General features: G+C 61.8%; 15 protein-coding genes. 3 read left to right on the top strand and 12 right to left on the bottom strand.

Annotation, left to right across the window (positions count from 1 at the left end):
- Positions 1 to 19: 19 nt before the first annotated feature.
- The 7 genes from QP442_RS03815 to QP442_RS03785 all read right to left on the bottom strand — a co-directional run bounded on the left by QP442_RS03815 (position 20) and on the right by QP442_RS03785 (position 8,646).
- Entirely contained in the window at positions 20 to 1,696 is a 1,677-nt protein-coding gene (locus QP442_RS03815; RefSeq protein WP_103632047.1) for a ribulokinase, read from the bottom strand.
- A 138-nt stretch (positions 1,697 to 1,834) separates the two neighbouring features.
- Entirely contained in the window at positions 1,835 to 3,202 is a 1,368-nt protein-coding gene (locus QP442_RS03810) for a sn-glycerol-1-phosphate dehydrogenase (RefSeq protein WP_006681419.1), read from the bottom strand.
- Positions 3,203 to 3,223: 21 nt separating this feature from the next.
- Positions 3,224 to 4,786 (bottom strand): FGGY-family carbohydrate kinase, encoded by a 1,563-nt coding sequence (locus QP442_RS03805; protein WP_006681420.1) that lies wholly within the window; start codon positions 4,784 to 4,786, stop codon positions 3,224 to 3,226.
- Between the two features lie 70 nt (positions 4,787 to 4,856).
- The gene (locus QP442_RS03800) at positions 4,857 to 5,726 is read right to left on the bottom strand and encodes an HAD-IIA family hydrolase (RefSeq protein WP_006681421.1); all 870 of its coding nucleotides are present in this window, start codon (positions 5,724 to 5,726) and stop codon (positions 4,857 to 4,859) included.
- Between the two features lie 31 nt (positions 5,727 to 5,757).
- Positions 5,758 to 6,720: a hypothetical protein gene (locus QP442_RS03795; RefSeq protein ID WP_103631722.1), complete on the bottom strand. Its 963-nt coding sequence runs from the start codon at positions 6,718 to 6,720 to the stop codon at positions 5,758 to 5,760.
- A gap of 144 nt (positions 6,721 to 6,864) precedes the next feature.
- On the bottom strand, positions 6,865 to 7,344 hold the full coding sequence (locus tag QP442_RS03790) for a ribose-5-phosphate isomerase (RefSeq protein ID WP_006681423.1): 480 nt from the start codon (positions 7,342 to 7,344) through the stop codon (positions 6,865 to 6,867).
- Positions 7,345 to 7,656: 312 nt separating this feature from the next.
- On the bottom strand, positions 7,657 to 8,646 hold the full coding sequence (locus QP442_RS03785; protein WP_103631723.1) for a malate dehydrogenase: 990 nt from the start codon (positions 8,644 to 8,646) through the stop codon (positions 7,657 to 7,659).
- Between the two features lie 242 nt (positions 8,647 to 8,888).
- On the opposite strand from QP442_RS03785, the gene QP442_RS03780 reads away from it, so the two are divergent.
- Positions 8,889 to 9,995: a PPK2 family polyphosphate kinase gene (locus QP442_RS03780; RefSeq protein ID WP_219810830.1), complete on the top strand. Its 1,107-nt coding sequence runs from the start codon at positions 8,889 to 8,891 to the stop codon at positions 9,993 to 9,995.
- Positions 9,996 to 10,143: 148 nt separating this feature from the next.
- Here the strand turns inward: QP442_RS03780 and pgi are convergent, their stop codons facing one another.
- From pgi to QP442_RS03755, 5 genes are all read right to left on the bottom strand, one after another.
- A complete protein-coding gene (pgi, locus tag QP442_RS03775; protein ID WP_006681426.1) occupies positions 10,144 to 11,820 on the bottom strand; it encodes a glucose-6-phosphate isomerase in 1,677 nt (558 codons plus the stop codon).
- 89 nt (positions 11,821 to 11,909) lie between these two features.
- A complete protein-coding gene (locus QP442_RS03770) occupies positions 11,910 to 14,195 on the bottom strand; it encodes a 6-phosphofructokinase (protein ID WP_103631725.1) in 2,286 nt (761 codons plus the stop codon).
- Positions 14,196 to 14,466: 271 nt separating this feature from the next.
- On the bottom strand, positions 14,467 to 15,792 hold the full coding sequence (locus QP442_RS03765; protein WP_103631727.1) for a dicarboxylate/amino acid:cation symporter: 1,326 nt from the start codon (positions 15,790 to 15,792) through the stop codon (positions 14,467 to 14,469).
- Positions 15,793 to 15,979: 187 nt separating this feature from the next.
- Positions 15,980 to 17,197 carry an NADP-dependent isocitrate dehydrogenase gene (locus QP442_RS03760; RefSeq protein ID WP_103631728.1) on the bottom strand — a complete coding sequence of 406 codons (1,218 nt, stop codon included), beginning with the start codon at positions 17,195 to 17,197 and terminating at the stop codon, positions 15,980 to 15,982.
- Between the two features lie 155 nt (positions 17,198 to 17,352).
- Positions 17,353 to 17,631 carry a DUF3017 domain-containing protein gene (locus QP442_RS03755; RefSeq protein ID WP_103631744.1) on the bottom strand — a complete coding sequence of 93 codons (279 nt, stop codon included), beginning with the start codon at positions 17,629 to 17,631 and terminating at the stop codon, positions 17,353 to 17,355.
- Positions 17,632 to 17,774: 143 nt separating this feature from the next.
- Here QP442_RS03755 and pta point away from each other — a divergent pair, with 143 nt between their 5' ends.
- Both pta and QP442_RS03745 read left to right on the top strand, forming a co-directional pair.
- A complete protein-coding gene (gene pta / locus QP442_RS03750; protein WP_103631730.1) occupies positions 17,775 to 19,271 on the top strand; it encodes a phosphate acetyltransferase in 1,497 nt (498 codons plus the stop codon).
- A gap of 43 nt (positions 19,272 to 19,314) precedes the next feature.
- On the top strand, positions 19,315 to 20,511 hold the full coding sequence (locus tag QP442_RS03745) for an acetate/propionate family kinase (RefSeq protein ID WP_006681432.1): 1,197 nt from the start codon (positions 19,315 to 19,317) through the stop codon (positions 20,509 to 20,511).
- The last annotated feature ends 52 nt before the right edge of the window (positions 20,512 to 20,563 follow it).

Genomic DNA, 20,563 nt, shown 5'->3' with positions numbered 1-20,563 from the left:
CGTACCTCTCTTCAGCCGGTCACTCCCCGGTGAGGGCGCGGTCGCGCAACCTCTTAAGGGAGTACATCCTGTTGTCGCCGCGGCCGAAGGAGTCGTAGAGGTCCCTGTACACGGCGTAGAGCTCATCGTATACGGCAGCGGCCTCCTCGTTCGGCTCGTAGGCCGTCTCGGACACTCCGCCCATCGCCTCGGCAGCGGTCGGCACATCCTCGTAGAGCCCCGCGGCGACGGAGGCGAAGATCGCGGAGCCGTGCGCGCCGGCCTGCAGGGTACGCGCGGTCTTGAGCGGGCGGCGTGTGACGTCGGCGTACATCTGCATGAGGAATGCGTCCTTCAGCAGGCCGCCGGCGACGCGCACCTCGTTCACGGGCACGCCGTGCTCCTCGAAGTTCTCGATGATCATGCGTGCGCCGAAGGCCGTCGACTCGAGGTGGGCGCGGTACATGTCCTCGGTACTCGTCCGGAGAGTCTGCCCGATCATCAGGCCGGTGAGATTCGAGTCGACGAGGATCGATCGGTTGCCGTTCCACCAGTCGAGAGCGACGAGGCCGTGCGCGCCGACCTTCTGCTCAGCCGCCTTGTTGCCGAGGACGCGGTGGATCGACACGCCCTGGCGCTCGGCCTCGTCGAAGTAGGACTGCGGGACGCAGTGGTCGATGAACCAGGCGAAGATGTCGCCGACTGCGGACTGTCCGGCCTCATAGGCCCAGTAGCCCTCGCAGACGCCGCCGTCGACGACACCGAAGACGCCAGGGACCTCCTCGAGGGTCGCGGACGGGAGGATCCAGCACGTCGACGTCCCGAGGATGCCGGTGAGCTGGCCCGGGAGCACCGCCCCGACGGAGACGCACTGGACGTGCGCGTCGATGTTGCCGGCGGCGACCGCGATTCCCGCGGGCAGGCCGAAGGCCTGCGCGTACTCCTCGGTGAGGCCCGCGACCTTCGAGCCGAGCGGGACGATCGGGTGGCTCATCTTCTGGGCGAAGACGTCGCCGAAACCGGGGGCGAGGGCCTCGAGGAACTCGGGGTCGGGGTACTTCCCGTCCTGGTACATGCGCTTGTAGCCGGAGTCGCCGGCTGCGTAGACGAGGGTGCCGCTGAGCTCCCAGGTGAGCCAGTCGACGATGTCGAGGACCTCGGCGGTCGCCCGGTAGAGCGCAGGCGCCTTCTCGAACATCTCGAGGGTCTTCGGGAGGAGCATCTCGGCGGAGAGGACGCCGCCGTAGCGGGAGAGCCACTCCTCGCCGCGCTCCTTCGCGAGCGCGACGATGCGCTCGGACTGCTCCTGGGCGCCGTGGTGCTTCCACAACTTGAGGTAGGCCTGCGGCTCGTCGACGAACTCGGGGTACTCGCACATCGGCTTCCCGTCGGCGTCGGTGACGACGACGGTGGCGGAGGTGCAATCGAGGCCGATGCCGACGACCCGGGAGGGGTCGACGCCGGATGCGAGGATCGCTGCGGGAACGACCTCGCGCATCGCCGCGATGTAGTCGGCCGGCACCTGGAGCGCGAAGTCGGGGGGCAGGGGCGCTCCCCCGCCGACCGCGAGGGTCCTGTCCATGATGGGGGTCGCGTATTCGCTGACGGCGTCGGCGAGCACTTCGCCGTCGCTCGTGCGGACGACCGCGGCGCGCACGGAGAGCGTGCCGAAATCGAGGCCGATGGTGTACGTGATGTCGAGGTCTTCCTTGATCATGCTCTTCGCCTTCTCATGAGTCGAACGGGCCCGCCCCGACGGGGCGGGCGGCGCGAGGGCGCCGGAGCGGGCCCCTGTGAGCCCGCGGAGTCGGCGCGCCCGCCGCCGAGTGATGGGCGGTGGGCGCGCCGACGGGTCTCAGGCCTCCTTGTGGGCGTGACGGCCCCAGTAGCCGTCCTCGGAGAAGAGGCGCTCGACGACCTCGTCGAGCATCCCGAGGTCGGTGAGCAGGTCGAGCACGGTGTAGCGATTGCGGATGGTCTGGGCCTTGATGTGCGTCTCGCGGAAGCGCGCCATGTCGATGCCGATCATCTCCGGGTGGTACGGGGCGCCGACCTTCTTCAGTCGGTCGACGGCCTCGTCCGCGGTGATGAGCTGGTCCTTCACTCGCGCGACGATGCGGGGCCAGGCCTCGCGGATGGCGGCGATGCGGGCGCGCAGTTCGTCGCCCTGGAGGTTCTTCTCGATGGAGTGCTTGACGGCCTCATCGGCGATACGCGGGATGAGGAGGCCGCGGACCTTCGCCTCGATCTCCTTGTCGGTCTTCGCGGCCGCGACGATCGCGTCAACGTCGAGGGCATCCATGTCGATCTTGAGGGCCTCCTCCCAGATCGCGCAGGAGGCGACGGTGCCGACGCCGACCTTCATGCCGTGCGAGAGCGGCGGCTCCCAGTCGAGGCCGTGGCCCTCCATCTCCCACACGTGGGAGAACTGGTGGCCGGCGCCCGAGGCCGGGCGCGACGACTGGGCGGCCTGCATCGCGAGGCCGGACATGATGTTGCCCTCCGCGAGTCCGGTGATGGCCTCGGCGTCGCCCGCGCCGATGCGCTCGGGATCGGCGAGGGCGCCGCGGAGCGGGCCCTGGACGAGAGACCACACGTAGTCGTCGATCGGTTCGATGCCGAGCTCGTCGGCGAGTATCCAGTCGGCGCCCGCGGGGATCTTCTCGATGAGATCGCCGTAGCCGGTGGCGATGAGGCGCTGGGGAGCCGCGGCGATGACGCGCAGATCGGCGACGAGAGCGGTCGGCGCAGGGCAGGAACGGGTGATCTTGAAGCCGTCTTTCGAGATCGACGCGCCGAAGGCGGCGTAACCGTCGACCGAGGGCGCGGTGCAGACGTTCATATACTTGCGGCCGAGCTCGCCCGAGGCGAGCTTCGCGATGTCGTTGAGCGTGCCCGAGGCTATCGAGCAGACAACCGTGTTCTCGAGGGGGCGGATGTGCTCGCGGAGCTTCTCGACGTTCTCGTAGCCCGCGTAGAGGGTCGGGGTGCCGGGGAAGACGTAGGGTTCCTCCGCGAATTCGATCCCCGCGGCCTTCAGGGAGGCGACGACCGCCTCGCCGGCTGCGGCGAAGGTGTTGCCGTCGGCGACGACGAGGACCCTCGCTCCGGGGAACATGCGGACGAAGAGCTCGCCCGTCTTGTCAAGGACGTCCGTGCCGAAGACGATGTCCTTCGTCTCGGTGGCCGTCTTCAGCGCCTGTTCGATGAGTTCTTGCGACATTTCTTCTTCACTCCTTGCCGGTCACGCGAGGTGATCGATCATCTGATGCGAGAGGTCCTGCATCTGCGGGTAGGTCTCCATGTACTTCTCGAGGTAGAACTGGTACTCCTCGTGAACGTCGGGGCGGGGCTCGATGCGCGCAGTCTCGCGGACCATGTTGCGGGCCGCGTCCTCGATCGACTGGTACTGGCCCGAGCCGACGGCGGCGAGCATGCACGAACCGAGGACGACGGCGTCCCCGACCTCGGTGAGCGTGATGGGCAGGCCCGTGACGTCGGAGTGCATCTGCATCCAGTCGCGCGACTTCGTGGCGCCGCCGCAGGCGACGAGCTCGGTCGACTCGAAGCCCGCGTCCTTGAAGGCCTTGAGGACGTGCGCGGTGCCGTAGCAGACGGCCTCCTCGATCGCGTGGTAGACCTGCTCGGGCGTCGTGCCGAGGGTGAGGCCCCACATGATGCCACGGGCCTTGGAGTCGGTGTAAGGGGTGCGGTTGCCCTGGAAGTACTCGTTGATGATGAGCCCGTTGGAGCCGACCGGGATGTCGGCGACTCGCTCGTCGAGGATCTTGTAGGGGTTCATGCCGAGGCGCTCGGCCGCGCCCGTGAGGTCGCGGCAGAAGTTGTCCTTGAACCACTTGAGCACGGATCCGGAGGAGACGAGACCTCCCTCGCACGTGTACTGGCCGGGGATGACGCCGTCGGTGTATCCGCCGAAGAAGCCCTCGCCGTGGAGCGGGTTGCCGGACTGGCCCGTGATGACGTGCGAGGAGCCGGTGATGACGGCGGTCTTGCCGGGCGAGACGACGCCGAGGCCGATCTGGCCAGCCCACGCGTCGGCGCAGCCCTGGGCAACCGGAGTGCCGGGGAGGAGGCCGAGCTCCTGGGCGGCGGAGATCGAGAGGCCACCGATCGGGTGGCCTAGATCGTAGATCTTCTCGGGGATCTTCTCGAAGACGTCGCCGCAGCCGATGTGCTCGTAGAACTCGACCGGCCAGCCGCCCTTATCGCGGTTGTAGTACATGCGCAGGGCCGCGGAGTTGATGTTGAGCGTCCACTCGCCGGTGAGCTTGTAGGTGAGCCACTCGGGCGCGTCGACGAGGCGGTAGGCGTTCTTGTAGGTCTCAGGCTCGTTCTCCTTGAGCCACGCGGCCTTGAAGGGGTACCACTCGGCGGTCGCGGGCATCGTGCCGCCGCCGTTGTAGAGGCGCGCCCAGTGATCGATCGTTTCGGCGCGGGCGGACTGCTCGGTCGCGCGGACGTCCATCCACATGATCGCGTTGCGCAGCTCACGGCCGTTCCGATCCATGGCGACGACGGTCATCGTCGTCGCGTCGTAGGAGATGCCGGCGATGTGGCGAGCGGGGATGCCGGTCTCGTCGAGGACCTTGCGGGTCGAGGCGACGAGGGCATTCCACCAGTCGGCGGGGCTCTGCTCGGCCTGGCCGGGGCGGGGGTGGTGGGTCTTGTAGGGGGTCGCCGCGAAGGCGATCGGGTGTCCGGCGAGGTCGAAGATCGCGGCTCGGCACGACTCCGTACCGTAGTCGAATCCCATGACGAACGGGCCTTCGTATCCGGGTGCAACCATTTCTTGGTCTCTTTCTTGTCTGCCGCGGCACTGCGGCTCGGGTGCTGTTGGAGTGGGGCGCTCGGGGCGCTCAGACGATGGGGTCGTTTTCCTCGGTCCAGCCGATCTCGTCCCAGAGTACCTTCGGGATGAGGCGGTCGACGCGGTCGAGGACGTGGGTGGGGCGCTCGGCCTCGGGGAGGGCGAGCGCCTCCTCGAGGGTGGATTCCCCCGTGAGGGGCATGGCCGAGAACATGCCGGTGTTCACGGCCATCTTGATGTCGGTCATGATGCGGTCGCCGACCATCACGCATCGGGTCGGGTCGACATCCGTATTGCCGAGGGCGGCCTCGGCCATGACGGGATCGGGCTTGCCGACGACCATCTCGCACGTCGTGTTCGTGCACGCCTCGATGGCGGCAATGATCGACGCACAGTCGGGTTCTCCGCGTCCACCCGGGAACGGGCAGAAGCGGTCGGGGTTGGTCGCGATGAGGGTCGCGCGCTTGTGGAACCAGATCGCGTCGAAGGCGATCTGGAGCTTGCGGTAGTCGAAGGTCCGGTCGTAGGAGGCGACGACGACATCGATCTTCTCCGGATCGTCGCTCATCTCGATGCCTGCCTCGTGGAAGGCACGGATGAGGGGCTCCTCGGCGATCGGGAAGACGACGGCGCCGGGCTTGTTCTCGAGGAGCCAGCGGGTCGTCGTGACGACCGTGTTGGCGATCTCCTCGACCGGGGTCGGCAGTCCGAGCCGTTCGAGCTTCTCGACGTACTGCTCGGGATCCTTCGTCGGGTTATTCGAGAGGAAGCGGACCGGGATGCCGCGCCGCCGCAGCTCCTCGATGAGGCGCTTCGCCCCGGGGAGGAGGTGGTCGCCGAGGTAGATGGTCCCGTCCATGTCGAAGACGTACGCGTCGTAGAGGCGCTCGGGCCAGGCGGTGAGGGCTGTGGCGGACACGGCGTTCCTTTCGGTCGGTTCGGGTCGCCGTTCAGGCGACGAGGGCGGCGGCGGAGACCGCGAGGGTGTTCATCAGCCAGATGACGCCGGCGGGCGGATCGATGTGCGTGTCGCCGTGGGCGTAGGTCCAGCGGGCGAAGTACTCGCCGGCGAAGCCCGCGAGAACGCCGAAGCAGGTGCCGACAAGGACAGCGAGCATTCCGGAGCCGGTCGCGTTGAAGAAGAGGACGGCGGCGAGGCCGGCCGAGATCGTCATGTGATGCGTGACCGGGAACTTCAGGCCACCGGCGACGAAGAAGATGCAGAGCGCGGAGATCCCGAAGGGGATCGCCTGGGCGTTCGCGATGATGACGTCGCCGTTCGCGCTGTTCGGGGCGATGTAGCCGACGAGCATCGTCGCGATGCCGGAGGCGAAGAGACCCGCGAAGGCGGAGACGGTGAGGAGCTGGCCGGGGGTCTCCTGCCAGTCGAGCCAGCGGGTCGTGCCCTCGGGCTTCGTGATCGAGTGGAAGACGCCGGTCTTGCCGAAGATTACGCGGACGAGGATGCCGGAGCAGACCACGGTGAAGGCGACCGAGTCGGTGTGCGTGCCGAACCACGGGACGAGGGCGACGAGCTTCTGGAAGAGGTAGCCGCCGACGCCGAAGAGGGCGCCGATGAGGAGCACGTCGGGCTTGCCGAGGCCGGCGAGCGGGCTGTTGATGTCCTTTCCGCCGGACTTGAGGTAGCCCTTCTTCGCGGCGTAGGCCGCGGCGGCGACGCCACCCGCGAAGGCGATGTGCGGGCCGAAGGCGGGGCCGAAGGAGACGTAATCGAGAACTGTGGTAGAGCCGGTGGCCGCGGCGACGCCGAAGCCGAGGAGAATCGTCACGCCGGTGAACGAGAAGGCGTAGTTCGCGCCGATCATCGTGCCGAACACGCCGCCGGCGGCGGCCATGAGGAGCCAGAAGAGGTTCATGTTCGAACCGATGGCGAGTGCTGCGTCAGGTGTCATGTCTTCATCCTTGAAGATTCGGGGGTCGGCCTCGTCCTCGAGGCCCTCGCCCTGCTGTCAGATGGGGTGGTCGCGAGCGATGCCCTGGGGAGGGCGCCGGGACTGCTCGTGCTCGCAAACGAGCGGTCCCAGGTTCTGGGGGCTTCAGCAGCCGACGAACTGAAAGTCGGGGTCACGGTCGTAGGCCTCGAGGGCAGCGACCTTGGGGGCGGAGGCGGAGGTCTCGTCGAAGGTGTAGCCGAGCCACTCCTTCGCGAGGCGCCGGGCCAGCTGGAGCCCGATGACGCGGGCGCCGAAGGTGAGGACCTGCGCGTTGTTCGAGAGGATGAGGCGCTCAACGGAGAAGGAGTCATGCGCGACCGAGGCGCGGATCCCGGGGACCTTGTTCGCGGCCATCGCGACGCCCATGCCGGTACCGCAGACGAAGAGACCGCGATCGGCCTTCCCGTCCGCGATCATGCGGGCGGCGGCGACGGCGACGTGCGGGTAGTCGACGTCCTCTCCGGGCTTAAGGCCGGCGTCAATGACCTCGTCGACGCGCGGATCTGCTTCGAGATCCTTCTTCAGGACATCCTTGTACTCGACGCCAGCGGAATCGGCGGCGAGAACGATTCTTAGACCCACGGTGGCCTCCTCATCGATCCTAGGCGGCGCCCGGGTGGCTCCGCTCCTTCGCGATAGGTTCATCCTAGCCACCGCGCACGGGGTCGCGCTGGGAATGCGCACAGGTGCGAGGGGTCCCCTCACGCTCATGCGTTGCCGAGTGCGCGCCGCCCACAAATGTGCACATCGAACCCGGTTGCGGAAATCCGCCGGGGCGTCTCCCCGGGGCCCTCGGGTCTCCCGATCCGCGAAGGCGAGGCCCGGACACGACGAGGCGGCCGGGGATCACGAGGATCCGCGGCCGCCTCAGCCCCGAGCGCGGGGCCTACAGGCTCACTTGATGAAACCGAGAGCCTTCACTGCGTCATACTCTTCCTGCAGAGCCTTGATGTTGTGATCGATGCCTGCGCGAGTTGCCTCGGAGATCTCCAGACCGTCGACAATCTGCCACTCGCCACCGTCAGAGGTGACCGGGAAGCCGAAGCAGAGGCCTGCTGGGACGTCGTAGTGGGTGCCGTCGGACATGACGCCCGCAGTGACCCATTCACCCTCGGGGGTGCCGTGGATCCAAGAGTACATGTGATCGATTGCTGCGTTTGCAGCCGATGCTGCTGAGGATGCGCCACGAGCTTCGATGATGGCGGCGCCACGCTTTGCGACAACCGGACGGTAGGTCTCAGAGAGCCATGCTTCGTCAACCAGGTCAGCAGCCTTCTTGCCAGCAACGGTCGCGTAGGAAACGTCCGGGTACTGGTCTGCGGAGTGGTTGCCCCACACGACAACGTCCTTAATGTCGGCAACTGCTGCGCCGGTCTTGTGGGCCAGCTGAGCAACTGCACGGTTGTGGTCAAGGCGCATCATTGCGGTGAAGCGGGATGCCGGAACATCCGGAGCAGCGTTCTGAGCAATGGTGGCGTTGGTGTTGGCCGGGTTGCCAACGACGAGGACGCGGATGTCGTCTGCTGCGCCATCGTTGATAGCCTTGCCCTGCGGGCCGAAGATGCCTGCGTTGGCTTCCAGCAGGTCTGCGCGCTCCATGCCCGCCCGACGCGGCATTGCGCCAACGAGGTAGGCAACGTTGGCACCTTCGAATGCCTTGGTGGCATCGTCGAAGATTTCAACGCCGGCAAGAGTCGGGAATGCACAGTCATCGAGCTCCATTGCGGTGCCCTCAGCGGCCTTCACGCCCTGGGGGATCTCAAGAAGGTTGAGCTTGACGGGGACATCGGGACCGAACAGCTGGCCGGAGGCAATACGGAAAAGCAGGGCGTAGCCAATGTTGCCGGCGGCGCCGGTGACGGTAACGATGCGAGGTTCTGCCATGATTCGGCACTCCTTCTTAGTTTGTGTGCGTCGGCGGTGTTCGCCGTCGCCTGGTGGCGGTTTCGCCACATACTGACGTTCCAAGCCTAAACGCTTTCGGCGTGGGAAAACAGGGCTAGCAGTCCTACTTTTCATATACGCAAGCACGTGATCTAGACCATGATTAGAGTTGCACATACGTACATTCGTTTTCGAGCCTTGCATTTTCTAGGTTGCGTCGAGGTCATGCGGTGGAGGTCATCATGGAATCGAAAGAAAACACAGGTCAGGAGTCACCTGAAGACACCATGACCTACGTGTCTGGGCCGTCGAAGTATTGGACGGGTGATCCGCGCGATCTGCTGGTTGCCTCTGAGGCGTTCGACCTGAATTCCTTCATTCGTGACGCCACGCCCGGTTGGGGCGCAAGCAAAAAGAAGGCGTTGAAAGCGATGGCTAAGCGGGCAGTTGATTTTTCTGAACTCCAAGAACGCCTGTATGCCGCGTCGAAGGAAGGTGCGTCGGATTCAGTTCTGTTGATCCTTCAGGGTTTAGACACGGCTGGTAAGGGCGGAATCGTTCGCCACGTCATCGGGCAAGTGGATCCGCAGGGTGTTGCTCTGAAAGCATTCAAAGCGCCCACGGAAGAAGAGCGTGCCCACGATTTCCTTTGGCGTGTCCGCCCACACTTCCCCCGCCCGGGATACATCGGTGTTTTTGACCGCTCGCACTATGAGGATCTTCTGGTTCCCACCTCCGCGCGTAACGCCAACCAAGAATCTATCTTCACCGCTGATGAGGATGAGCTAAACCGTCGCTATCACGATATCTACGAGATGGAATTAGAAGCCGTTCGAGCCGGGATGAAGATCATTAAAGTCTGCTTGGTCGTCTCCTATGAAGAACAGGGGGAACGTCTGATGGAGCGCTTGGAGCGCCCAGATAAGCACTGGAAGTTCTCCACGGGTGATCTCGATACTCGCGACAACTGGAGCGCCTACCAAGACGCCTATTCCGAAGTGATTCGCCGGACCTCGACGCGTATTGCTCCGTGGTATGTCATTCCTGGCGACCACAAGTGGTATGCACGCTTGGCAGTCCAAGAGCTCCTTGTCCGTACGCTCGAAGGCATTAACCCCACATGGCCACAAGCCGATTTTGATGTCGATGCTGCGAAAGATCGTCTTTCGGCTTCGCTCACTCCTGAGGTTCTGTCATCTCATGCCCACGAGAAGTCGGGTGACGCGGGATCCCAAGATAAGAATGAGGGCGAATCAAAGTCCAAGAAATCCAAGAAATTCGACAAGAAGAAGTCGGATGCTTCCGCTTCACAAGATGCGCCCCACATTTCCGTGAGCGCCTGGGGATAGGTGCTCCCCGCTCACTCCCGGCTATGAAGGGAGAGAGCGACAATAAAGTTTCGGCCTCGTCGATAATGAAATCAACGAGGCCAAAACTGTGGCGCTACGCTTGTCGCGCACAGCCGTCAAACCGGCGCAGCACTTAAGCTGAGAAGGGTCACTTGCGGTTCGCGCGGTAGTACTCGATGAGAGCCTTCGTGGAGGCATCCTGCGCGTCGAGTGCAGCCGAGTCACCTTCGATGGCCGGCAAGATCTGCTTGGCCAGGACCTTGCCTAGCTCTACGCCCCACTGGTCGAAGGAATCGATGCCCCAGACGGCGCCCTGGACGAAGGTGATGTGCTCGTAGAGAGCAATCAGTTCGCCAAGAACACGCGGGGTCAGGGCCGGTGCCATGATCGACGTGGTCGGCCGATTACCGGTGAAGACGCGAGCCGAAACGATGGCCTCCGGGGTGCCCTCGGCGCGAACCTCGTCCGAGGTCTTGCCGAATGCCAGAGCCTTCGTCTGAGCCAGGAAGTTCGACAGGAACAGCTCGTGCATGTCAGCCTCGCCATCCTTCAGGGGCCACGCCGGATTAGCGAAGGCAATGAAGTCGGCGGGAACCATGCGGGTGCCTTGGTGAATCAGCTGGTAGAAGGCATGCTGACCGTTGGTTCCCGGTTCGCCCCAGAAGACCTCGCCGGTCTCGTAGGTGACGGGAGCACCATCGCGCCGGACGGACTTGCCGTTCGACTCCATGGTCAGCTGTTGAAGGTAGGCCGGGAAGCGGTGCAAGTACTGCGAGTACGGCAAGACAGCGTGTGTGTCGGCACCGAGGAAGTTCGAGTACCAGACGTTCAGCATGCCCATGAGAATAGGTAGGTTTTCTTCCGGCTTCGCGGTGGCGAAGTGGACATCCATCGCGTTGAAGCCCTCAAGGAATTCAGCGAAGCCATCCGGGCCGATCGCGATTGCCAGCGAGGTGCCGACAGCGGAATCCACGGAGTAGCGGCCGCCAACCCAGGACCAGAAGCCGAAAGCATTGTTCGGGTCGATGCCGAACTCAGCGACCTTGTCCAGAGCGGTGGACACGGCGACGAAGTGCTTGGCGATGGCGCCCTTCTCGGTTGCCTCGTCGGTAACGATGCCACGGTCGCGCAGGGCGCCGAGGAACCAGTCGCGCACAACCTTGGCGTTCGTGATCGTTTCAAGCGTCGTAAATGTCTTCGACGCAACAATAACCAGGGTGGTTTCCGGATCGAGATCCTTCGTGGTCTCACCCGCGTCGGTCGGATCAATGTTCGAGATGAAACGGCATTCAAGACCATCCTGGACAAAGGGCTTCAGGGCCTCGTAGGCCATGACCGGGCCCAGGTCCGAGCCACCGATACCAACGTTGACAACCGTTTCAACCGGCTTGCCGGTAATACCGGTCCACTCGCCGGAGCGAACGCGCTCTGCGAAGTCGTAGACCTTGTTCAGAACCTCGTGAACGTCCGCGATCGCATCCTGGCCGTCAACGGTCAGCTCGTCGGTTGCCGGGCGACGCAACGCGGTATGCAGAACAGCGCGGTCTTCGGTGACGTTGATGTGCTCACCGGCGAACATGCGATCGCGCAGGTCGTAGACGCCAGTCTGCTCAGCAAGAGCCAGCAGGTCAGCAAGCACGCCTTCGTCAATCAGGTTCTTCGAAAAATCAACGTGCAGGTCGGCGCCGTCAATCGTCCAGCGAGTTGCACGGTTCGGATCAGCTCCGAACCAAGCGCGAAGATCCGGGTCAAAAGCGTCGGCACGTCCGTCCAGTGCTTCCCACGCGGGAGTCATTGTGGGGTCAACGACCGGATTGTCAGTCATGAATTCTCCTGTATCAATGGATCTGCGATGAGTTCGCGGTTCTTGAATGAAAAAACAGTTTTGGTCGAATCAGACGATTCGGCGATGTCTTACTCGGGATCTGCGTCTGCGATGGAAATCTCGACAGCGGGCTTACCCGAATCCTTCATCGAAACGATGCGCTGAACCGGGCTGAGCTCTCGCCACCACTGATCGAACGGACGACGATTGCGGATATCCAGATCCTCAAACATGTTCTTCACCAGGCGAGCTTCGATCTGGTTGCGCACCTGACCGATGTACACGCCCTCGGATTCGCCACGATTGAACTGGTTGTTGATGTGGTCGAGCGCGCGGTGAGCAAGACGCGTTGCCAGCAGGCGGTCGAACGGGCTGGGCGAACCCCCCTGTTGCAGGTGGCCGAGCGCCGCATGACGCACGTCGTACTTGCCGTCAGATTCTGCCTCGTACACGGACGCAAGGAATTCGCGGTCGTAGTACTTCGACACTGCCTCGTTGACGAGGACCAGGAACAGGCGGCGTCCTTCAGCGAAGGAATCAACCATGCGCTTCGTGTCATCAGCGATCTCATTCAGAGTCACATCATCTTCGTTGAGATAGATGTACTCAGCACCGGATGACAGTGACGCCATCAGCGTCAGGTACCCGCAACGTCGTCCCATGATTTCGGCGACGAAACAACGCTTGGTCGCTGCGGCGGATTCCTTGATGCGGTCAAGCGCCCAGGTGGCATTGTTGATCGCGGTATCGGCACCGATCGATAGTTCCGAACCGGGCAGATTGTTGTCGATGGAGGCGGGAACCAGAACGATCGGGATACGGAACGCCGGGTAGCGGTCACGCTCGGAGATCATCGAGTGGACAGCAAGGTAGGCGTTGAGGCCGCCAATAACAATCAGCGCATCCAATTCGTTACGTTCAATAGCGCGTCCCAGGGCGTAGAACTGCTCAACTTCGGGGACATCGCGCCTCGTGCCGAGTTCCGCGCCACCCTTGAACGCCCAGCCTTCAACGTCAGCCCAGGTCAGTTCTTTGACCGCGTTATCGGCCAAACCCTTCCACGAGCCTTCGATTCCCAGCATCGTCCAACCGCGAGCGATGCCTAGGCGGACTGCCGCGCGCGCTGCCGTGTTCATGCCAGGTGCAAGACCGCCAGCGTGCAGGATACCGATTCGACGAGGCTTTTCAGTAGGTTCGGGCGTCAGCTGAGGCGGAGTCGAAAGGATCGTGTTAATTTCGACCATCGTCGTGAAAGAAACACCGCGCGAAGCCTGGGCAGCTTCATAGTCGCCAGCCACAATCAGGTGCTTGACCGCACGAGTATCGTGCACCGCCTTCATCAGCGGAATACGGGTCACACGATTGTGGCGGACACCCAGAACATTCGGGGTGTTTTCCGGCGTTGCTGAAAGCATTTCCTGAACAGCGGCGTAGCCAAGCAACGATGACATCCAACGGTCATAGGCTGACGGCGAGCCACCACGCTGGACGTGGCCAAGGATCGTCACGCGAGCGTCTTCACCCGTGCGCTCAGTAATCACATCGGCAATGTGTTGAGTGGTCAGTACATTACCCTCGCGGTCGGTTGCACCTTCGGCGACCAACACGATGGATTCGCGTCGCCCTGCTTCACGACCCAAACGCAGGTGTTCAGCGAGGTCTTCTTCCCAGCCCGGTCCAACCGGATCTTCGGGGGTAAACACGTAGTCAGCACCACCGGCAACCGCTGCCATCAGGGGGAGGTAGCCACAATGGCGACCCATGACCTCGACAACGAATGTGCGCTGGTGAGATGCTGCCGTGGAGGTCAGCTGATCCATCGCGTCCAAAATGCGATGGAGTGCAGTATCCGCACCGATTGTCATGTCGGTGCCCACCATGTCATTGTCGATCGAGCCGACAAGACCAACAACCATCAGAGCCGGATGCTTTGCCGCTTCTTCTTCACTGAGCACGCCTTCATCAACGAGTTCGCGAATGTGCTGCGACCATTCGCCTCGGAATTCATCCGTGCCAGAGAGGGAGCCGTCGCCACCAATAACGACAAGGTGGTCAATACCGTGTTCGACCAGATTCTTCGCGGCCGCATGCCGGCCCTCGTAATCGCGGAATTCTGGACACCGGGCCGTACCGATGACCGTGCCACCCTCGGCGAGGATTGATGAGACGTCCGACCAGCAGAGCTTCTTGATCGCATCTCCGCCTTTAACGGCGCCGGCCCACCCTTCCATGACCGCATAGGGTTGGGCGCCCACGGCAAGCGCGGTTCTCACGACGGCGCGGACGGCCGCATTCATTCCCTGCGCGTCACCGCCTGATGTGAGAACGCCGATCTTGAAGTCAGCAGGGGCTTTGAGCGGTTGCGGAGTAGCCATTGCGTGAAGCTCCATTCCTGTTCACGGTCTGAAAGTGTTACCAGCTTCGTCCAGTTTACGTTTCGTCCAGTTTACGGCGAAGCGGGAAGTGATGGGTAGAGCAATCGGGTATTCAGGGGTGTCAGAACACTTTTCGGGAATAAAAGAGTGGTGGCCCGCATGTCTCATTGCGGACCACCACTCTGAAGGGGCATGTGAGCTCGTGCGTTGAAGAATCAGCGTCTATTCGTTTGATGACGAATAATGACGGGTACGCGCTTGAGCCAATCCGTCAGTTACTCGCCGACGGGTTCGCAGCAGCAGATGCAGCGAGGTCTTCGGCGCTGACAACGCCTTCGACCGAGACGCGGTCAAGGTAAGCCATACCGTCGAAGGAAAGCTCACGAGCGTTCTCCGGATCGCCTTCTGCGCCGATCTTGCCACCGGCCATCCGGTCAACGATGATCGCGATTGCGCCGTCACCGGTCACATTGGTTGCGGTGCCGAAGGAGTCGAGGGCGATGTAGGTGGCGATCATGAGGGCAACCTGGGCATCGTCGAAGCCAAGCATCGACGAGAGTAGACCGGTTGCTGCCATGATTGCACCGCCGGGAACGCCGGGGGCTGCGACCATCGTGATGCCGAGCATGAAGATGAAGCCAACCCACTGTACAGGGCCGACATCGATGCCCTGGGTGATGACGATGGCGAACGCGAATGCGAAGATCTTCGAGGTCGAGCCTGCCAGGTGGATCGTTGCGCAGAGCGGAATGGTGAAGGATGCAACGGCGTCGGAGATGCCGTTCTTCTTTGCCTGACGCAGAGTGACCGGGATAGTCGCCGCGGACGACGAGGTGCCGAGTGCCGTCAGGTAGGCGGGCATCATGGTGAGCAGCGACTTAATCGGGTTCTTCTTGCCGATTGCGCCAGCAACGATGTACTGCGTGAGCAGGATGACGACCTCAAGCAGGAGGACGACGACAACAACGCGGACCAGGGTGCGCATAATGTCCCACGCCTCACCGGTGTAGGTGAGGTTCAAGAAGATACCAAAGATGTGCAAAGGCAACAGCGGGATGATGATGCGCTCGATGAGCTTGGTGATGATGGCACGGAATTCAATGAAGCCCTTACGCATAACACCACGCGGGATCATTGCAAGTCCGATGCCGACCACGAAGGAGAGCAACAGCGCGGTCATAACCGGGACAGCTGCAGGCATTTCGATGGTGAAGAACGATTCGAGTGCCGAGCCGGGCTCGGTAACATCAGCAAGACCGTTCGAAAGGAGCTTCGGGAAGACGGCTGCTGCGACCAGGTAGGTCAGGAAGCCTGCGAAAAGAGTCGAGGTGTAGGCCAGCGCGGCGGTAATGCCGAGCCACTTGCCCGCGCCACGTCCGAGATCAGCAATAGCCGGAGTGACCAGACCGATGATGATGAGCGGAATCGAGAAGGACAGGAACTGGCTGAAGATAGCTGAGAATGTCGCGAAGACTCGTCCAACTGCGACAGGCACCAGGTGCGAGTCACCCACTTTGATGGATCCCAGCACGAGGGCGAGGATGATTGCGACGAGCACCCACACGAGGATGCTGCTCTTCTGCATAAACTTTCGCATGATTTTCCTTGAGTCGTTCGACTGATCGGGATACGTACAGGATGCCCACAGACCGCATTCCGATTAGTTTTCGTTCACTATTCGAACATTCCGACACCGCTACTCGGGCAGTTTCACGCGCTATAGAGACGAAACCGGGGCGGGCAAGCCGAAGCTCACCGCACCCCCGTTTCGTTGAGTGAGCAGATCAAGCGAGGGCTTTCGCCAGATTATCGTCGAGCGCTACAAGGAACTCTTCGGTGGTGAGCCACGGAGTATCGCCACCGACCAGACGAGACAGATCGCGCGTCATCTTGCCTGAAAGAACCGTGTCAATGATGACCTTCTCAAGCGTGTGGGAGAAATCGATAATCTCAGGCGTATTATCAAGCATTCCTCGGTGAGCAAGAGCGCGGGTCCAAGCGAAAATCGAGGCAATCGGGTTGGTTGACGTTGGTTCCCCCGCCTGATGCTTGCGGTAGTGACGGGTAACAGTGCCGTGAGCGGCTTCAGCTTCCATCGTGCGACCATCTGGGGTCATCAGGACGGAGGTCATCAGACCCAGCGAACCGAATCCCTGAGCGACAGTATCCGACTGAACATCACCGTCGTAGTTCTTGCACGCCCAGACGTAGCCGCCTTCCCAGCGCAAGGACGAGGCAACCATGTCATCAATCAGACGATGTTCGTAGGTCAAGCCAACTTCGGCAAATCTTTCCTTATATTCGCGCTCGAAAACATCGGCGAAAATGTCCTTGAACGCACCATCGTAGGCCTTGAGGATCGTGTTCTTCGTCGACAGGAAGACCGGATAGTTGCGCTTGAGTCCGTATTCAAAGGATGCTCGAGCGAAGTCTGCGATCGATTCGTTGAAGTTGTACATGCCCATCGTGACGCCACCACCTTCAGGCATACGGATCACTTCGTGCTCGATCGGTTCCGAACCATCGTCGGGAGTGAAGGTCAGCGTGATGGTGCCCGCTCCCGGAACCTTAAAGTCAGTCGCACGGTACTGGTCGCCGAATGCGTGTCGACCGATAACGATCGGCTTGGTCCATCCGGGGACGAGGCGCGGAATGTTGTCAATAATGATTGGTTCACGGAAGACAACGCCACCAAGAATATTGCGAATCGTGCCGTTAGGGCTACGCCACATCTTCTTCAGGCCGAACTCTTCAACACGCGCCTCATCGGGAGTGATTGTCGCGCACTTGACGCCCACACCATGCTCTTTGATCGCATTGGCAGCATCAATCGTCACCTGGTCGTCAGTCGCGTCGCGATTCTGGATCGACAGGTCGTAGTAACGCAGATCAACATCCAGGTAGGGGTGGATCAGACGGTCTTTAATGAACTGCCACATGATGCGGGTCATTTCGTCACCATCGAGTTCAACGACTGGGCCTGCAACCTTAATTTTCGACATCGTTTCTCTTTTCGTCGGGCGAGCTGGCGCTACGCGAGAAATTATCTTGACATCAAGATTAGTTGATTAAATACACTCGCGCTCATAGATGCGACAGAAGAAATACGTTCGCCAACCCAAAGACCCCGACAGCACAACCATGTCGGACCGAGCGGTTAGGACAGAAGGTTCATCGTTGCCGTGAACGGCGAAAAATACCAAATACCAAGCGCCAAGAAAGCGAGCACCACGGCATCCATCCACCGATTACGTGAAGCAAACCATGGGCGTCCCGGCAAAACAAGACGCGCACAGGCCATCACAAGCAACGTGCCAGCAAGGGCATAGACCGCACGATGAGGGTGGTTCAAAAGCGCCAAAATCGCCGTAACACCAACACCGACGAGGACGAAAACGATCGTCCCCCAGTACGCATACGACGGCGAAGTATTCATTCGCACCTGCTTCTTCACACTGCAAGCCTACGGGGTAATGCATTATTCACACATCTTCACGTCTTAATTTGCCTCCGGAGCGCGCTACCATGTTCATGCGACCGTGCAGGCCGCGCACATTTTCACGTGTTGAAGGAGCATCAGTGACTTCCCGTTACATCGTTGTCGGGCCCGATTCCGCAAATGCTGCAACAGACGCAGCTCACGAACTTGCCACCGCGCTTTCAGCGCGTGGAACGCTTGCGCGCATGAACGCGCTCGCTGGCACGACCCCATCCGCAGCAGCGACCTCCGGCACCTCGGCTTTGCCGGCAGCTGTCGAAGCTGTTCGCGCAGCTGACGCAGACTTCGTCCTCATCGACGGAGTTGTCGCCGGAGAAGCTCGCACGTTCGATGCCATCCGTTGGAACGTGAACCTGGCAGCATCGGCTCGCGCAAACGTCATCTTGGTCCTCGACCCCGAAGGTGTTCCAGCCGAACTGCTCACCGAAGAAATCAACGTTTTCGCTGCCCGCTGCAAGTCGCACCAGGCGCAGCTCGTGGCAGTGATTCTGCCCGGCACCCCCACTGCTCTCGGCGTCGACGTCCCCGTCTTCTCCCTTCCCCTTTCCGACGAGGCAATCAAAACCCTGGTTGAGGCCCCCGCCCCGACCGCAGTCACTCCCCTCGCTTTCCAGGCAGATCTGATTGACCGCGCACGCGCAGACCGCAAACGCATCGTCATGCCCGAACCGGAAGACGATCGCGTCCTCCTAGCAGCTGCTGAGGTCCTCGCTCGCGGTATCGCAGATGTCATCCTCGTTGGTGACGCAGCTGCCGTTGCAACCCGCGCAGGTGAACTTGGTATTGACCTCACCGCAGCATCCGTCGTCTCCGTAGACGACCCAGAACTGTCCGAAAAATACGCCGTTGAATTCGCACGCCTGCGTGAAAAGAAGGGCGTCACCGTCGAGCAGGCTCGCGAAAAGATCAAAGACGTGTCCTACTTCGGCACGATGATGGTCCACATGGGCGACGCAGATGGTATGGTTTCCGGCGCAGCCCACACGACCGCGCACACGATCGTTCCCTCCTTCCAGATCATCAAGACCGCTCCCGGTGTCTCGATTGTTTCTTCTATCTTCCTCATGCTGATGAAGGATCAGGTGTGGGCATTCGGCGACTGCGCCGTGAACCCAAACCCGACTCCAGAACAGCTTGCCGACATCGCCATCTCCTCGGCACGCACCGCCGCTCAGTTCGGTGTCGAGCCTCGCGTTGCAATGCTCTCCTACTCCACCGGCACTTCCGGCTCCGGCCCGGACGTCGACGCCGTTGTGGAAGCAACCCGCATTGCTCAGGCAAAGGCTCCAGAGCTCGCTCTGGAAGGCCCGATCCAGTTCGACGCAGCCGTTGACGTGGCCGTTGCTTCGAAGAAGCTCCCCGGTTCCCCCGTTGCCGGCAAGGCAAACGTCTTCATCTTCCCGTCACTATCCGCAGGCAACATTGGCTACAAGGCCGTTCAGCGTTCCTCCGGTGCCGTTGCTGTCGGCCCGGTTCTGCAGGGTCTGAACAAGCCGGTCAACGATCTGTCGCGTGGCGCACTGGTCGAGGACATCGTCAACACCGTTGCTCTGACCGCCGTTCAGGCACAGGGCTGAAGCTTCCAAGTTTTTACCGATTACTCACAGGAAAGGCGAACTCGTGTCCCAGACCGTTCTCGTCATTAACTCCGGCTCTTCATCGATCAAGTACCAGCTGGTCGATCCCGAAACCGGTGAAGCAATCGCCAAAGGCCTTGTCGAACGTATCGGCGACCCGGTCGGCAAGATCAAGCACACCCACGGTGACGACGTCACCATCGAAGAAATTCCGATCGCAGACCACGAAGTTGGTATGCGTGAGGTTCTTCGCCTCTTCGACAACAAGGGCCCGAAGCTTGCAGAAGCTGGCATCGTTGCCGTCGGCCACCGTATCGTTCAGGGTGGCAAGTACTTCGATGGCCCGGCCGTCATCAACGACGAGGTCCGTAACCTCATCGAAGAGCTCTGCCCGATGGCTCCCCTGCACAACCCCGCACACCTCAAGGGCATCGACGTGGCTCGCGAGCTCATGCCGGAAATCCCTCACGTTGCAGTCTTCGACACCGCGTTCTTCCAGGCTCTTCCCGAAAAGGCCTACACCTACGCACTCAACGCCGAAGTCGCTGAGAAGTACGCTGTTCGCCGCTACGGCGCACACGGCACCTCGCACCAATTTGTTTCCCGCGAGGTCGCAAAGTACCTGGGTCGCGATGATCTCAAGCAGATCGTCATGCACCTCGGAAATGGCGCTTCCGTGTCCGCAGTCCTCAACGGTAAGCCGATCGATACCTCCATGGGCTTGACCCCGTTGGAAGGCCTCATGATGGGCACCCGCACCGGCGACATCGATCCGGCCGTTGTCTTCCACCTGGCTCGCCAGGGTGGCATGACGATTGACGAGATCGACACGCTGTTCAACAAGCAGTCCGGCATGAAGGGCCTGACCGGCGAATCCGACATGCGTAGCGTGTGGGAAATGATTTTCAACGATGACGACAAGGAAGCGCAGCACAAGGCTCGCGTTGCCATGGACGTCTACATCAACCGCCTGCTCAAGTACGTTGGCTCCTACACCGCTGAACTCGGTGGCCTGGATGTCATCACCTTCACCGCTGGCATCGGCGAGAACGACTGGGATGTTCGTAAGGAACTCGCCCAAGCATTAGAGCCCTTCGGCGTGAAGATCGACCTGGCAGCAAACGACGGTCGTATCGGCGAGCCTCGCGTGATCTCCACCCCCGATTCGAAGGTCACCCTGCTGGTGTACCCAACGAACGAAGAGTTCGCGATCGCGCGCCTCGCACGTGAGGTGATCTGAGTTCTGCTCGCGCCTCGCACGTGATGAGCTGTGGTGGGCTGGCTCGAAAGAG

This window comes from Pauljensenia sp. UMB1177, from assembly GCF_030217965.1.
GTDB classification, from domain to species: Bacteria; Actinomycetota; Actinomycetes; order Actinomycetales; family Actinomycetaceae; genus Pauljensenia; species Pauljensenia turicensis_A.
This window is presented reverse-complemented; position numbering and strand designations above follow the sequence as displayed.